Origin of the sequence: Mesorhizobium sp. M0047 (genome assembly GCF_040323315.1) — a bacterium.
Taxonomy (GTDB): domain Bacteria; phylum Pseudomonadota; class Alphaproteobacteria; order Rhizobiales; family Rhizobiaceae; genus Mesorhizobium.
Window position 1 is genome coordinate 50,611 of the sequence record NZ_JAMYUW010000011.1, and the last position, 14,763, is coordinate 65,373.

General features: G+C 63.1%; 12 protein-coding genes. 5 read left to right on the top strand and 7 right to left on the bottom strand.

Annotated features, from left to right (window positions below):
* Positions 1–68: 68 nt before the first annotated feature.
* The 4 genes from NKJ89_RS12940 to NKJ89_RS12955 are packed head-to-tail and all read left to right on the top strand — an operon-like array spanning position 69 to position 7,045.
* On the top strand, positions 69–2,522 hold the full coding sequence (locus NKJ89_RS12940) for a GcvT family protein (RefSeq protein WP_352602849.1): 2,454 nt from the start codon (positions 69–71) through the stop codon (positions 2,520–2,522).
* Positions 2,519–3,424, top strand: a complete 906-nt coding sequence (locus tag NKJ89_RS12945; protein ID WP_352602851.1) for a homocysteine S-methyltransferase family protein — start codon at positions 2,519–2,521, stop codon at positions 3,422–3,424. The genes NKJ89_RS12940 and NKJ89_RS12945 overlap by 4 nt, the downstream gene beginning before the upstream one ends.
* Positions 3,417–4,598: a pyridoxal phosphate-dependent aminotransferase gene (locus NKJ89_RS12950; protein ID WP_352602853.1), complete on the top strand. Its 1,182-nt coding sequence runs from the start codon at positions 3,417–3,419 to the stop codon at positions 4,596–4,598. Before NKJ89_RS12945 ends, NKJ89_RS12950 begins: the two co-directional genes overlap by 8 nt.
* Complete coding sequence (locus NKJ89_RS12955) at positions 4,595–7,045, top strand: GcvT family protein (RefSeq protein WP_352602855.1); 2,451 nt, start codon at positions 4,595–4,597, stop codon at positions 7,043–7,045. Before NKJ89_RS12950 ends, NKJ89_RS12955 begins: the two co-directional genes overlap by 4 nt.
* 183 nt (positions 7,046–7,228) lie before the next feature.
* Here the strand turns inward: NKJ89_RS12955 and NKJ89_RS12960 are convergent, their stop codons facing one another.
* From NKJ89_RS12960 to NKJ89_RS12990, 7 genes are all read right to left on the bottom strand, one after another.
* On the bottom strand, positions 7,229–7,816 hold the full coding sequence (locus NKJ89_RS12960) for an NAD(P)H-dependent oxidoreductase (protein ID WP_023757780.1): 588 nt from the start codon (positions 7,814–7,816) through the stop codon (positions 7,229–7,231).
* The gene (locus NKJ89_RS12965) at positions 7,816–8,397 is read right to left on the bottom strand and encodes an NAD(P)H-dependent oxidoreductase (RefSeq protein ID WP_352602857.1); all 582 of its coding nucleotides are present in this window, start codon (positions 8,395–8,397) and stop codon (positions 7,816–7,818) included. Before NKJ89_RS12965 ends, NKJ89_RS12960 begins: the two co-directional genes overlap by 1 nt.
* Positions 8,398–8,599: 202 nt before the next feature.
* Positions 8,600–10,003 (bottom strand): FAD-binding oxidoreductase, encoded by a 1,404-nt coding sequence (locus NKJ89_RS12970; protein WP_352603074.1) that lies wholly within the window; start codon positions 10,001–10,003, stop codon positions 8,600–8,602.
* A complete protein-coding gene (locus NKJ89_RS12975; RefSeq protein ID WP_352602859.1) occupies positions 10,003–11,304 on the bottom strand; it encodes a cytosine deaminase in 1,302 nt (433 codons plus the stop codon). The genes NKJ89_RS12970 and NKJ89_RS12975 overlap by 1 nt, the downstream gene beginning before the upstream one ends.
* A 78-nt stretch (positions 11,305–11,382) precedes the next feature.
* Positions 11,383–12,234 (bottom strand): ABC transporter permease, encoded by an 852-nt coding sequence (locus tag NKJ89_RS12980; RefSeq protein ID WP_023757784.1) that lies wholly within the window; start codon positions 12,232–12,234, stop codon positions 11,383–11,385.
* The gene (locus NKJ89_RS12985) at positions 12,221–13,048 is read right to left on the bottom strand and encodes an ABC transporter ATP-binding protein (RefSeq protein ID WP_352602861.1); all 828 of its coding nucleotides are present in this window, start codon (positions 13,046–13,048) and stop codon (positions 12,221–12,223) included. The genes NKJ89_RS12980 and NKJ89_RS12985 overlap by 14 nt, the downstream gene beginning before the upstream one ends.
* An 11-nt stretch (positions 13,049–13,059) precedes the next feature.
* Complete coding sequence (locus NKJ89_RS12990; protein ID WP_352602863.1) at positions 13,060–14,064, bottom strand: ABC transporter substrate-binding protein; 1,005 nt, start codon at positions 14,062–14,064, stop codon at positions 13,060–13,062.
* Between the two features lie 269 nt (positions 14,065–14,333).
* On the opposite strand from NKJ89_RS12990, the gene NKJ89_RS12995 reads away from it, so the two are divergent.
* Positions 14,334–14,717, top strand: a complete 384-nt coding sequence (locus NKJ89_RS12995; protein WP_023757787.1) for a RidA family protein — start codon at positions 14,334–14,336, stop codon at positions 14,715–14,717.
* Positions 14,718–14,763: the final 46 nt, after the last annotated feature.

Genomic DNA, 14,763 nt, shown 5'->3' on the forward strand with positions numbered 1-14,763 from the left:
TTTTGGGAGAACGACATGCATCAAAACAAAAATAGAAGCGCGACGCGCTTCAGGTTTGGGAGAAGAACATGGCGGGTTTGCCGAGCACGGCTCGCGTGGTGATCATCGGAGGCGGTGCCGTCGGCACCTCCTCGCTCTATCATCTCGCTAAGGCGGGCTGGACCGAGTGCGTGCTTCTGGAAAAGAACGAGCTGACCTCCGGCTCGACCTGGCATGCTGCCGGCAACGTCCCGACCTTCTCCTCGTCCTGGTCGCTGATGAACATGCAGCGCTATTCGACCGAGCTTTATCGCGGGCTGGCCGAAGCGGTCGACTATCCCATGAACTACCACGTTACCGGTTCGCTGCGCCTTGCTCATACGAAAGAGCGTATGCAGGAGTTTCAGCGCGCCAAGGGCATGGGCCGCTATCAGGGCATGGACATCGACATTGTCGGCGTCGATGAGATCAAGCGCCGCTATCCCTTCATCGAGACGCATGATTTGAAGGGCGCGCTCTACGATCCGAGCGATGGCGACATCGATCCGGCGCAGCTCACGCAGGCGCTGGCCAAGGGCGCACGCGACATGGGCGCGAAAATCATCCGTTTCTGCCCGGTCACAGGCGTGCGCCGCGAGAACGACGAATGGGTGGTCGAGACAGCGCAAGGCGAGATCCGCTGCGAGATCGTCGTCAATGCTGCCGGTTACCGCGCCGCCGAAGTCGGCAAGATGTTCGGCCGCGAGGTACCGATGATGGTGATGAGCCATCAGTACATATTGTTCGAGGAAATTGCGGAACTGGCGGCGTGGTCGAAGGAACAGGGCAAGAAATTGCCGCTGCTGCGCGACGTCGACACCTCCTACTATTTGCGCCAGGAAAAGAACGGCATGAACCTCGGCCCTTACGAGCGCAATTGCCGCGCGCATTGGGCGACCCATAACGATCCGATGCCGGAGGATTTTTCCTTCCAGCTGTTCCCCGACGATCTCGACCGGCTGGAGCACTATCTGGCCGACGCCGTCGCCCGCGTGCCGATCCTGGGCACGGCCGGCCTGTCCAAGGTCATCAACGGGCCGATCCCCTACACGCCGGACGGCAATCCGCTGATCGGGCCGATGCCCGGCGTTCCCAATGCCTTCGAGGCCTGCGCCTTCACCTTCGGTATCGCCCAGGGCGGCGGCGCCGGCAAGGTGCTGGCCGAATGGCTAACCGAAGGCCAAACCGAATGGGACATGTGGTCGTGCGACCCGCGCCGCTTCACGTCCTTTGCCTCGGCGCCGGACTATTGCGTCGCCAAGGGCATGGAGATCTATGGCAACGAATACGCCATCCAGTTTCCGCGCCATGCCTGGCCTGAAGGCCGCGACCGCAAGCTGTCGCCGATCCACGATCGCATCAAGGCGTTCGGCGCCCGCTTCGATGCCTATAATGGCTGGGAGCGCGCCACCTGGTATGCGCAAGACGGCGACGATGTTTCCGAGGAAGCCACACTGACCTTCCGCCGCGACGGACCATGGCAGCATCGCGTGCGCGAAGAATGCCTGGCGGTGCGCGACGCAGCCGGCATCCTCGACCTGCCGGGATTCTCGCGTTTCAATCTCGACGGCCCGGGCGCCGCCGAATGGCTGAGCCTGCAGGTTACCGGGCTGGTGCCGAAACCCGGCCGCATCGGCCTCGTCTACTTCGCCGACGACAAGGGCCGCATCGTCACCGAAATGTCCGTCGTGCGTCACGATGAGAATTTGATGACGCTGATCACCGCGGCGGTCGCGCAATGGCATGATTTCGAATGGCTGAAGTCGCGCATGCCCAAGGATGCGCCATTCAAGTTGATCGACCGGACCGAGGAATTCTCGACACAGATCCTGGCCGGCCCCAACTCGCGAAAAATCCTCGCCGATGTCTGCGAAGCCGACCTCTCTCTGCCATGGCTGACGCATCAGGAGACCAAGATCGCCGGCCGCTGGGCGAAGCTTGTGCGTGTCTCCTTCGCCGGCGAACTCGGCTGGGAGATCCACACACGGGTCGACGACACCGCTGCCATCTTCGATGCCATCTGCGCGGCCGGACAGCAGCATGGGCTGAAGCCGTTCGGCATGTTTGCGCTGGATTCGCTCAGGCTTGAAAAAGGCTACCGCACCTGGAAGGGCAACCTTTCGACCGACTATTCGATCCTGCAAGGCGGGCTCGAGCGCTTCGTCAAATGGGATAAGCCCGAGTTCCGCGGCAAGTCGGCGTTGCTGAACGAAAAACAACAGGGTGTGAAGAAGCGTTTCGTCACGCTGGTCGTCGAAAATCCCGGCGACTGCGACGCTCCCTACATGTCGACGCTGTGGCATGACGGCCGGATCGTTGGTGAGACGACGTCGGGCGGCTGGGGTCATCGCATCGACAAGTCGATCGCACTCGGGATGCTGCGCGCCGATCTGACCGAACCCGGCACCGCTGTCGAGATCGAAATCTTCGGCGACCGTTTCCAGGCGGTCGTCCAGAAAGACGAACCGCTATGGGATCCGAAGAACGAGAGGCTGCGCGCATGAAGAGGATCATTCTCACCGATGGCGGCATGGGACAGGAACTGGTCCGCCGCAGCAAGTCCGAGCCGACACCGCTATGGTCGGCCAGGGTGTTGATCGACGAACCGGATCTGGTGCGCGACCTGCACGCGGAATTCATCCGTGCCGGCGCTCGCGTCATTACCATCAACACCTATTCAGCGACACCCGAACGCCTGGCGCGTGAGGGCGCTGAGGATCTCTTCAAGCCATTGCAGAAGCGCGGCATCGAATTGGCGAGGCAAGCCCGCGACGAGGCCGGCGATGCGGCGATCGCCGGCTGCCTGTCCCCACTTTTCGGCAGTTACGCACCGGCGCTGACCATTTCCTTCGAGGAGACGCTCGACATCTACCGCCGCATCGTTGCCGAGCAAGCGGATGGCGTCGACCTGTTCCTGTGCGAAACCATGGCGTCCGCAGAGGAGGCGCGCGCGGCCGTCACCGCGGCATCGGAAAGCGGCAAGCCCGTATGGGTCTCGTGGACGCTGGCCGACCACGGCAAACCAAGGCTGCGCAGCGGCGAGGCAATAACCGCCGCGGCCAGCGCGCTCGACGGCTTGGCAGTCGCTGCACGGCTGCTCAACTGCTGCCGGCCGGAAGCGATTGCCGCGGCACTGCCTGAATTGATCGACCTCGGCGGCCCGGTCGGCGCCTATGCCAACGGCTTCACCTCCACAGAAGCGCTCAAGCACGGCGGCACCGTCGATGTGCTGCACGCGCGACTTGATCTCGGCCCGGATGCCTATGCCGACCAGGCGATCGGCTGGGTCGAGGCCGGCGCGGATATTGTCGGTGGTTGCTGCGAGGTTGGACCGCCGCATATCGCTGCTCTGCGCGACCGGCTCGAACAGGCCGGCTACGAAATTTCGGGAGTTTTTCATGCCTAAGCCATCATCGCGCATCTCCGGCATCGTGCCTTCGGGCAAGGACGGCTGGGAAGTCCATTCAGCCGCCTGGGCCCGCAAGGAGGCTGGCGAAGACATCATCATGCTGTCGGTCGGCGACCATGATTTCGACACGCCTTCGCAAACGATCGAAGCCTGCGTGACAGCGGTTCGCGGCAGCAACCACCACTACACCCCACTTCCCGGCTTGCCGCGCCTGCGCAAGGCGATGGCGGCGGCCTCGAGCGCCTGCACCGGCGTCGAGACGACACCAGATCAGGTCATCGCCACGCCCGGCGGCCAGGCAGCGCTCTACGCGGCCATCCAGGCCGTGCTCGACCAGGGTGACCACGCCATCGTCGTGGCGCCCTACTACGCCACCTATCCAAACACGTTCAGCGCTGCAGGCGCCGATTTCACCGTCGTCGAGACGCCCGCTGAGGACGGCTTTCAACCGCGTGCCGACATGATCCGGGCGGCACTCCGGCCGAACACGCGCGCCATCCTGATCAACACGCCGAACAACCCGACCGGTGCGGTCTATTCGCGAGAGCGCCTCGAACAACTCGCCGAGGTCTGCAGGGAGCATGACCTCTGGCTGCTATCCGACGAGGTCTACTGGACACTGGGCGGCGGCGAGCACGTCTCGCCGCGCTCGCTGCCCGGGATGGCCGAGCGCACGCTGGTCATCAATTCGATGTCGAAGAGCCACGGCATGACCGGCTGGCGCATGGGCTGGCTGACAGGCCCGGAGGCGATGATCACACTGCTCACCAATCTCAATCTGGTGACGACTTACGGCTTGCCGGCCTTCATCTCGATCGCCTGCGCCGAGGCGCTGGAGAACCGCTATGGCGTCAAGGAGATCGCCGAGCGCTATGCGGCGCGCCGTACCGTCCTGCTCGACGCCGTGCGCGGCATGAACAATGTCAACGTGCGCGGTTCCGAGGGCGGCATGTTTGTCATGCTCGACATCAGTGCGTTCGAACCCGACGACGAGAAATTCGCCTGGGCTCTGCTCGACAAGGAAAATGTCGCCGTGATGCCCGGCTCCAGCTTCGGCGAAGCCGCAGCCGGCCATATTCGCATCAGCCTCTGCCAGCCCGAACCCGTGCTGCAGGAAGCAGCGCTCCGGCTGCGCCGCTTTGCCTCCAGCTACCGTCGCGAGGCCGCATGACCGCCAAGGCAGTTCCCGCCAAAGCAAGAGCCGTCATCATCGGCGGCGGCGTCTCCGGCTGTTCGGTCGCCTATCACCTTGCCAAGCTCGGCTGGACCGACATCGTGCTCCTGGAACGCAAGCAGCTGACGTCGGGCACGACATGGCATGCCGCCGGCCTGATCGGCCAGTTGCGCGGTTCGCAGAACATGACGCGGCTGGCGAAATATTCCGCCGACCTCTACGTCAAGCTGGAAGCCGAGACCGAGGTCGGCACCGGCATGCGCCAGGTTGGCTCGATCACCGTGGCGCTGACCGAGGAGCGCAAGCACGAGATTTATCGACAAGCCTCTCTCGCCCGCGCCTTCGATGTCGATGTCCGCGAGATTTCGCCCAATGAAGTCAAAGAGATGTACCCTCATCTCAATGTGTCCGATGTCGTCGGCGCCGTGCATCTGCCGCTCGACGGCCAGTGCGACCCCGCCAACATCGCCATGGCGCTGGCCAAGGGCGCGCGCCAGCGCGGCGCCACAATCGTCGAGAATGTGAAGGTCACCAAGATCCACACCAGGGCTGGTCGCGTCACCGGCGTGTCCTGGGCACAGGGCGAAGACCAAGGCACCATCGAAGCCGAAATCGTCGTCAACTGCGCCGGCATGTGGGCGCGCGAGCTTGGCGCGCAGAACGGCGTCACCATCCCGCTGCATGCCTGCGAGCATTTTTATCTCGTCACAGAGCCGATCCCCGGCCTCGGCCGGCTGCCGGTGCTGCGCGTGCCCGACGAATGCGCCTACTACAAGGAGGACGCTGGCAAGATGATGCTGGGCGCCTTCGAGCCGGTGGCCAAGCCCTGGGGCATGGACGGCATCCGCGAGGATTTCTGCTTCGACCAACTGCCCGAGGATATGGACCATTTCGAGCCGATCCTCGAAATGGGCGTCAACCGCATGCCGATGCTGGCGACCGCCGGCATCCACACCTTCTTCAACGGGCCCGAGAGTTTCACGCCGGACGACCGCTATTATCTTGGCGAGGCACCAGAATTGTCCGGCTACTGGATGGCGACCGGCTATAATTCGATCGGCATCGTCTCCTCCGGCGGCGCCGGCATGGCGCTGGCGCAGTGGATCAACGATGGCGAAGCGCCTTTCGACCTTTGGGAAGTCGATATCCGCCGCGCCCAGCCGTTCCAGAAGAACCGCCGGTATCTCAAGGAGCGGGTCTCCGAAACGCTCGGCTTGCTCTATGCCGACCATTTCCCTTATCGCCAGATGGCGACATCGAGGAATGTCCGCCGCTCGCCCCTGCATGAGCATCTGAAGGCGCGCGGCGCTGTCTTCGGCGAAGTCGCCGGCTGGGAGCGCGCAAACTGGTTCGCTCGCGAGGGCCAGGAGCGCGAATACCGCTATTCCTGGAAGCGGCAGAACTGGTTCGACAACCAGCGCGAAGAACATCTGGCGGTCAGGAACAAGGTCGGCCTGTTCGACATGACCTCGTTCGGCAAGATCCGCGTCGAGGGCCGTGACGCCTGTGCCTTCCTGCAAAAACTATCCGCCAACGACATGGACGTCGCGCCGGGTAAGATCGTCTATACCCAGATGCTCAACCAGCGCGGCGGCATCGAGAGCGACCTCACCGTCTCGCGCCTGTCGGAGACGGCGTTCTTTCTGGTCGTTCCCGGCGCCACGCTGCAGCGCGATCTCGCCTGGCTGAGAAAACACCTCACCGACGAATTCGTCGTCATCACCGATGTGACGGCAGCCGAAGGCGTGCTGTGCCTGATGGGGCCGGACTCGCGAAAGCTGATCCAGAAGGTGAGCCCGAACGATTTCTCCAACGAAGCCAATCCGTTCGGTACGTTCCAGGAGATCGAGATCGGCATGGGCCTGGCCCGCGCCCACCGCGTCACCTATGTCGGCGAGCTCGGCTGGGAACTCTATGTCTCGACCGACCAGGCAGCCCATATCTTCGAAGCAATCGAAGAGGCAGGAGCCGATGTCGGGCTGAAACTCTGCGGCCTGCACACGCTGGATTCCTGCCGCATCGAAAAGGCTTTTCGGCATTTCGGCCATGACATCACCGATGAGGACGACGTGCTGGAAGCCGGCCTCGGCTTCGCGGTTAAAACGGCCAAGGGCGACTTCATCGGCCGCGATGCCGTGCTGCGCAAGAAGGAAGCCGGACTGTCACGCCGGTTGGTGCAATTCCGCCTGAAGGACCCGCAACCCCTGCTCTTCCACAACGAGGCGATCCTGCGCGACGGCAAGATCGCCGGTCCGATCACCTCAGGCAATTACGGCCATCATCTCGGCGGCGCCGTCGGGCTGGGCTATATCAAGTGCCTGGGCGAGAGCGAGGCGGACGTGCTGGGCTCGTCCTACGAAATCGAGATCGCCGGCGAGCGTTTTGAGGCGGAAGTATCGCTGAAGCCGATGTACGACCCGAAGTCGGAGAGGGTGAGGATGTAGCACGCAGTCCTGTCCTTCTCCCCTTGTGGGAGAAGGTGGATCGGCGTGCAGCGCCGAGACGGATGAGGGGTGTTCCAGCGGAGTGAGACGTTGGCGTTCCCTGGAACACCCCTCATCCGTCGCCTTCGGCGACACCTTCTCCCACAAGGGGTCCCACAAGGGGAGAAGGGAAAGGCGTGCCACTCAAAACCGCTCCAGCTTCGCCCGCACTTTCGCCAGAAACGCTGCGCGCGACCGTGGCGTCGAGGAATCCATCAGATAGTGCGCCAGGAAGAATGTCCGGCAACGCGTCGCGCACAGCGCCCGCATGCCGCGCAAAAGGGTCTTGCGTCCGGGCTGGCCGACGACGACGCTCCACCAGGTCGGCGCGCCGCAGGTGGTGATGACGCCGACCTTGGTCACATGCGTCATCAGCGACTTGATGCGTCCCTTGCCAGCAGGCAGCTTGAAGGCGACATCCGTCGCCCACACCCGGTCGAGCCAGCCCTTCAGCATCGCCGGCAGCCCATACCACCAGGTCGGATAGACGAACAGGATCGCTTCGGCCCAGTTGAGCAGTTCGAAATGCGGCCTCAGCGCCGGGTCCTGCGGCGCCTGGTCGTTGTAGGAGCGCCGCTCGTCGCAGGTCATCACCGGGTCGAATTTCTCGGCATAGAGGTCGAGCAGCCGCACCTCCCAGCCCCTCGCCTTCAGCACGTCCACGGCGGTATCGCGGATTGCGGCGCAAAAACTCTCCGGCACCGGATGGCAGTAGACCAACAGCGCGCGCATCAGAAGGCGTCCATGCTGGCTGCGACTCTTGCCGCGAAGGCCTTGCGCGTGCCGTCTGTAGACAGGTTCATTGCATAGTGAGCGAGATAGCTCACCGGCGCGCCCGGTTTTACGGTGGCGCGCAGCATACGCTTGATCAATTTGCGGGGCGGATCGCCCATCAGCATGGCGCGGAACCGGCTGCCGCCATAGGTGGTCACCGCTGCAACCTTACGGATATTGTGCAGCGACGGCTGCACCTTGCCGTTGACCAGCTTGAACGACACGCCCGGCAGGAAGACGCGATCGAAGAAGCCTTTCAGGATCGCCGGAAAGCCGTAGTTCCAGACCGGATAGGAAAGCACCAGCGCATCCGCCCGCAGCAGGCGTTCGACATAGGAAGCCACCGCATCGGAGGAGCCGCGCTGGTTGTGATAGTCCAGCCTTTCCCGGCGCGTCAGCCGAGGATCGAAATCCTCGGCATAGAGGTCACAGTCATCGACGGTATGGCCCGCTGCCGTCAACCGCTCCACGATCATCCGGTGCAGGCCGGCATTGAAGCTGGTCTCGACCGGATGGGCGTAGAGGACGAGGATGTTCACAGGGGAATATCCCCCAGGTCAGCGCGAGGCACCCCCCTCTGCCCTGCCGGGCATCTCCCCCGCAAGGGGGGAGATCGGACCGCCGCATCGCTTTCGCCAACTTTCAACGCCGCAGAATGGTCGCGACCGAGAGGCTGCCAATCTCCCCCCTTGCGGGGGAGATGTCCGGCAGGACAGAAGGGGGTGCTCAAGCGCGAACCTCTCATCCCATCCTCTGCAGCCCCTTGAACAGGAATGTCCGACCCGATCGGTAGTCGTAGTCCGGATTCTCCCAGGCGATCATCTTGCCGGGGTTGAGCAACCCTTGCGGATCAGTCTCCCGCTTGAAGGCAAGCTGCACCGCGTCCGTCTGCTTCATGCCGCCCTCTTCCAACGTGTAGCGATGCGGGTTGAAGATCGGGCAGCCGTTCTCCTCATGCAGGCGCACGATCTCGTCGAGCCGCGCTTCGGTGGTGAATTTGACCAATGGCAAGCCGAAGCAGGTGATGTTGCCGTCCAGCCGCACGAATTCCAGATGCGAAAAAACCTCGCCCGGAAACATCGCGTCCATCTTTTCGACCAGCGCCAGCTGGTGGGGAAAGGGATAAAGCGATTGCAGATAGGTGATCGAAGGGTCGACGCGCAGCGCCCTGAGCGTCGTGTGGTTCCAGGCCAGCTCATAGGCCGGCGGCAAGCCCTTTTTCTCCTCCGGCGTCACGGTGGCGGCGTTAAAGATCACTTCGCCGCCGGCGCGCCGGGTGAAGGCCAGGAAGGCATCGAGCCCGTGCCGCGCCACCATGACCACGCAAATGCTCTGCCCTTCCCGAAGGAATTTCTGGTGGCGCTTGAAATAGAGCTGCGGCACGGGTGCCGCTATCGGCGTGATCAGCTTGGTCAGGATGCCGTCCTGGCAGGCCAGCGCGTTGCCGTAGCGGGCCGCATCCATGAAAGCGTCGAAGCCAACGATGACGTCGACCCAATCGTAAGCGGCGGTCAGCGGCATCTCGACTTCGGTGATGATGCCGTTGGTGCCATAGGCATGGGTCACCTTGTGCAGGTCCTCGCCGGTGAGTTCGAGCACTTTCGGCTCCGCTTCCATCGTCACCACGCGCAGCCGCAGCACATTGCCGAAATCGCGCAGGCCACCAAAATTGATCGAACCGACGCCACCCGAACCGCCGGCGATGAAGCCGCCGATCGAGGCTGTGTTATAGGTGGACGGCGACAGCCGAAGCTCCTGGCCGGAATGCGCCCGCGTTGCCTTGTCGATGTCGGCCAGAATGGCTCCCGGTCCGGTCACCACGCGACCCGGCGCGATCGACTTGATTTCATTCATTTCGGCAAGGTTGAGCACGACGCCGCCGGAGAGCGGCATCGCCTGCCCGTAATTGCCGGTGCCGCTGCCGCGCGGCGTTACCGGCACGCCATGGCGATGGCAGGTCGCAAGCACGCGGATCAGTTCGGCCTCGGTCTTCGGCGTCACGATCAAATCGCCGGTGACATGATCGAGCTGCTGCCTCAGCACCGGGCTATACCAATAGAAATCGCGGCTCTTCTGCTGGACGATGGCCGGATTGTCGTCGACCTTCAGGCCTTCGAGATCGCGTTTGAGCGCCGAAACGTCCATCATTCCACCATCAGTTCGTCGAGTTCGGCATAGTCGGGCAATTGCCGGTCGATCGCCCTGCCGCCGCGCACGACAACGCGATCCGATTCGGGCCGCGACAGCAATTCCGTCCAGCTTCGACCTTTGAACACGATGAAATCGGCATCGCCACCAGCGGCGAGCGTACCGAAGCCGTCGAGCCGCATCACTTTGGCCGGCGTCGCGGTGATTGCTTGCGGCCAGTCGGCGACCGGATGATCGAAATGCAGGATGCGCGTCGCCATGCGGTAGACCTCCAGCATGTCGAGATCGCCATAGGCATAGAACGGGTCGCGCGTATTGTCGGATGCGACCGCCACCGGAATGCCCCTCGCCTTCATCTCATGCAGCAGCGTCACGCCACGCCAGCGCGGCGTGGTGCCGTTGCCGCGCCGGTCCTGCAGATAGAGATTGCACATCGGCAGCGACACGACGGCCAGCCCCGCCTTCGCCACCTTGTCCAGCGTGTCCAGCACATCGAGGTCCGGCTGGCGCGCCAGCGAACAGCAATGGCCGATGAGGATCTTGCTCTCGAAGCCGTTCCAAAGGGCGGCTTCCGCGATCTTCTTCAGCGATATGGCGGCAACATCGTCGGTCTCGTCGGCATGGAAATCGAGATCGAGGCCATGCTTGATCGCCTGCGCGAAGACATGGTCAAGCAGCTCTTCGAGGTCCGGCACCATATAGGTGACGACCCCGAGCACGCCCTTCGCGGCGGCGACCCGCTTGGCCAGCCTGTCGAACCACTTCTTGTCGCGCACGCCCTCGATGCCGATCAGGCACGCGCCCTGCAACTCGATACGGCCGCGCCATGCCTCGCGCATCGTCTCGAACACCGGCCAGGAGATCTCCTCCTGCGGTGCGACGCTATCGAGATGCGTGCGCAGCGCCCTTGTGCCATGCGCATAGGCCGAGCGCAGCGAAAAATCCATGCGCCGCGCCACGTCCTCTGCGCTCCAGCGAGCGGCACGGTCGGTGCCGGTGGCGTTCAGCGCACCCATGAAGGTGCCGTCGGGATTGGGCATTCGCGGCCAGATATGGCCCTTGTCGATATGCGTGTGGCAGTCGATGAAGCACGGCAGCACTATGCGGCCGGCAAGGTCGACGGCATCGGCACGTGCCTTCAATTTGCCATGCGCTGCAATGCTGGCGACTTTGCCGTCGGCAACGGTAATGTCAGCCAGGGCGAAACCATCATCATCGTAAGTTGCAGTAAGGCCCGACGTCAGTGATTGATGAACACGGACGTTGGCGAGCTGATAAGAGCCGGAGGCTGGTATCAAGGCTTGCCCCCCTCTGTCTTGAGGGGGAGATGTCCGGCAGGACAGAGGGGGGTGTTTCGCACCAACCTTTCAGTCATCCTAGCGCTCCTGCTTCAGTGCGCTTTCGTGCCAGCGCCGCAAAATGAGATGCGAAATCAGTGACAGCACGAGGAAGATCAGGATGCCGGTGAGCGAAATCAAAAACAGCGCCGCGAACAGCCGCGGCGCGTTGAGCCGGTAGCCAGCCTCGATGATACGCGAGGCAAGCCCCGACGACTGGCCGGTGGTGCCGGCGACGAATTCGGCCACGACGGCGCCGATCAGCGACAGGCCGCCGGCGATCTTCAACCCGCCGAGAAAATAAGGCATCGCCGCCGGCAGCCTGAGATAGCGCAACTGCTGCCAGCGCGTCGCGCCGTTGAGCTTGAACATGTCGCGCAGATTGCGATCGACGGAGTTGAGGCCAAGCGTGGTGTTGGACAGGATCGGAAAGAAGGCGACGATCCAGGCGCACAGCAGAAGCTTGGTCGTCTGGTCGTTCACATAGATGTTGATCAACGGAAAGATCGCCACGATCGGCGTCACCTGCAGCACGATCGCGAAGGGGAAGAACGACATCTCGACCCATTTCGATTGCGCGAACAGCACCGCTAGCCCGACCCCCCCGATGACGGCCAGAGCCAGGCTGAGGAAGGTGATGCGCAAGGTGACCAGCAGGGAGGAAAACAGCAGGCCGGCATCGTTGTAGAGCGTCCACAGAACCACGCCGGGGCGCGGCAGGATGTACTGCGGAATCTCGTTCCACACGCAGATGCGGTCCCACAGCCAGATCGCCAGGATCATGATCGCCAGCGGCAGCACCCAGCGGCCGATCCGCTCGAAGCGTTCCTGGCGCACCCGGCGCGCTTCCTCGGGGTCGAGTTCGAGCACCCGCTCGTCAATGGCCGTCATGGTGTGTGCCTGCTGTTGAGTTGATGGCCTTGACCAGCACATCGGAGGCCTGGCGGCACTGTGCCGCATAGTCGGGCGAGGTGCGAAACGCCTGGTCGCGAGGATAGGAAGCCTCGATAGCGAGCTCGTCGAACACCCTGCCCGGCCGCGCCGCCATGATGACGACGCGGTTGGAGAGAAAGACGCTTTCGAAGACGCTGTGGGTGACGAACACGACGGTGAAGCGTTCGTCTTGCCACAGCTCCAGCAGATCATTGTTGAGCTTGAAGCGGGTGATCTCGTCGAGTGCCGCGAACGGCTCGTCCATCAAAAGCACGCGCGGCTTGGTCACCATAGCCCGCGCAATCGAGACGCGCATCTTCATGCCGCCGGACAGTTCGCGCGGCACCGCGTCTTCGAAACCGGTCAGATGCACCCGCGCCAGCATTTCCGTTATCGCCGGTGTCGCCTTGGCGCGCGAAATGCCTTTCAGCCGAAGCGGCAGCCAGACATTGTCAAAGACATTTGCCCAGGGCAAAAGGGTCGGCTCCTGGAAGACGAAGCCGATGTTCGAGCGGTCAAGCGAGCCGCCGCCGCGCCAGTCGAGCACGCCGGAGGTCGGCGTCGACAGGCCGGCGATCAGCCGCAGCGCTGTCGACTTGCCGCAACCCGACGGTCCGAGCAGGCTGAGGAAATCGCCTTCCCGGATCGTCAGGTCGACATCGCTCAGCGCCGTCACACCGTTGGAAAAAACCTTGCCGACGCCACGCAGCGCCAGAAGCGTCGAGGACGTGCCCGACGCAGACGGCGCTGGCGCCACTTTTTCCTGCATCATGCCGGGACGGCCTACTTCTTCAGCTCGAGCCCGACGCCCTTGTTGACGAAGGTCAGCGTGTAGGCCTTCTTGATGTCGATGCCGGCTGGCGTGACCTTGGCCTTGACCATCTTGTCGTAGAAGCTCTGGACCCGCGCGTCGGTCATTGCGCCGATTCCGAGCTTTTCCGTGTCGCCGGAATCGGCCAGGCCGAACTTCTTCATCTGATCGATCGAGAACGCGATCTGCTCGTCGTTCATGTCGGGATTATCCTTCTTGATCAGGTCGTTGGCGGCCTTGTTGTCGCCGTAGAGATATTTGTACCAGCCCTTGGCCGAGCCATCGACGAAGCACTGGACCACCTCCGGCTTCTTGTCGATCGTGTCCTGCATCACCTCGATCGTCGTCGCGTAGGTGTCCCAGCCATAGTCGGCCAGCAGGAACTGGTTCGGCACGAAGCCGCCTTCCTTCTTTACCGCGAACGGCTCGGAGGTGACGTAGCCCTGCTGGATCGACTTCTTGTCGGCGAGGAAAGGAGCGGTGTTGTAGGTGTAGGGCGCGCGCTTGGAGGCGTCGAAACCGAGTTCGATGACCATCCATTGGAAGAAGGTCTGCACGCCCTCGTCGCCCAATATATATTGGTCGGCGTTCTTCAGGTCTTCCCACTTGTCGAGCCCTTCGCCGGGGTGGGACATGATGACCTGCGGATCCTTCTGGAAGTCCGCCGCCACCACGCGCATCGGAATACCTTGCTGGACGGCATCGAAAGCCGACAGGAGATTGCCGCCCATGTAGAAATCGATCTTGCCGGCAAGCAGCATCGGCCGACCGCTGACCTGCGGGCCGCCCTGCATGATGGTGACATCGAGGCCGCAGGCAGCGTAGGTGCCATCGGCCACGGACTGGTAATATCCGCCATGTTCCGGCTCGGCCAACCAGTTGGTGCCGAAGGTGACTTTCTCATTCGCAGCGGCACTCAGCGTGCCGGCTGCAAGCAGCGCCACCACCGCCGCCGAAATCTTCTGTTTTCCGTACATCGACACCACCACCCTCTGTTTGCACCGGCGCGCCACGCGCCAGGCTCGACACCAAAGATTCAAGAAGCAAGACATATGCCACCAGCGCCTTGCGCCGGGACCGCCCGCTTGCACCACAGCCATCTGCGAAAGCCGGACAAGGTCGTGCTGCACTAGAGGCATCGTGCCTATTTTTTGAACGCCTGTCCACAATCGCACCGGCAACATGCACCGCCATCTTGAAGGCGTGACGGGTCAGGCCTTAGGCTGGCGGCATCCAGGAGATTGCCATGTTCAAATTCCTCACCCCGAAGTCGATCAAGCCGCCCTTTGCCCGCTACAGCCATGGCGTCGAAGTGCCGGCCGGCAAGCGGCTGGTACTGTGCTCGGGCCAGGTTGCCATTACGGCGGACGACGAGATCCCGGAAGACGCGGGGGCACAAGCCGAGCTCTGTTTCCGCAACATCGCCGCGGTGCTCGGCGAGGCCGGGCTGGCCCTCGGGGATATCGTGCGCATCAACGCCTATGTTACCGACCGCGCGCATCTGCGGCCTTACATGGACGTCCGCGACCGCCTGTTCTCCAGCCCCGCCCCGGCATCGACGCTGATGATCGTCTCCGGATTCGCGCGGCCCGAATTCAAGGTCGAGGTCGAGGCGATCGCGGCTGGGTGATCGACAGGCCGTCCTTCCCGCGCTAGGTCTGGCTCGTTGATCGAAG

Coding starts and splice junctions, on each gene's coding strand:
- NKJ89_RS12940 (WP_352602849.1), top strand. CDS start 69: ATGGCGGGTTTGCCGAGCACGGCTCGCGTGGTGATCATCGGAGGCGGT.
- NKJ89_RS12945 (WP_352602851.1), top strand. CDS start 2,519: ATGAAGAGGATCATTCTCACCGATGGCGGCATGGGACAGGAACTGGTC.
- NKJ89_RS12950 (WP_352602853.1), top strand. CDS start 3,417: ATGCCTAAGCCATCATCGCGCATCTCCGGCATCGTGCCTTCGGGCAAG.
- NKJ89_RS12955 (WP_352602855.1), top strand. CDS start 4,595: ATGACCGCCAAGGCAGTTCCCGCCAAAGCAAGAGCCGTCATCATCGGC.
- NKJ89_RS12960 (WP_023757780.1), bottom strand. CDS start 7,816: ATGCGCGCGCTGTTGGTCTACTGCCATCCGGTGCCGGAGAGTTTTTGC.
- NKJ89_RS12970 (WP_352603074.1), bottom strand. CDS start 10,003: ATGGACGTTTCGGCGCTCAAACGCGATCTCGAAGGCCTGAAGGTCGAC.
- NKJ89_RS12980 (WP_023757784.1), bottom strand. CDS start 12,234: ATGACGGCCATTGACGAGCGGGTGCTCGAACTCGACCCCGAGGAAGCG.
- NKJ89_RS12985 (WP_352602861.1), bottom strand. CDS start 13,048: ATGATGCAGGAAAAAGTGGCGCCAGCGCCGTCTGCGTCGGGCACGTCC.
- NKJ89_RS12990 (WP_352602863.1), bottom strand. CDS start 14,064: ATGTACGGAAAACAGAAGATTTCGGCGGCGGTGGTGGCGCTGCTTGCA.
- NKJ89_RS12995 (WP_023757787.1), top strand. CDS start 14,334: ATGTTCAAATTCCTCACCCCGAAGTCGATCAAGCCGCCCTTTGCCCGC.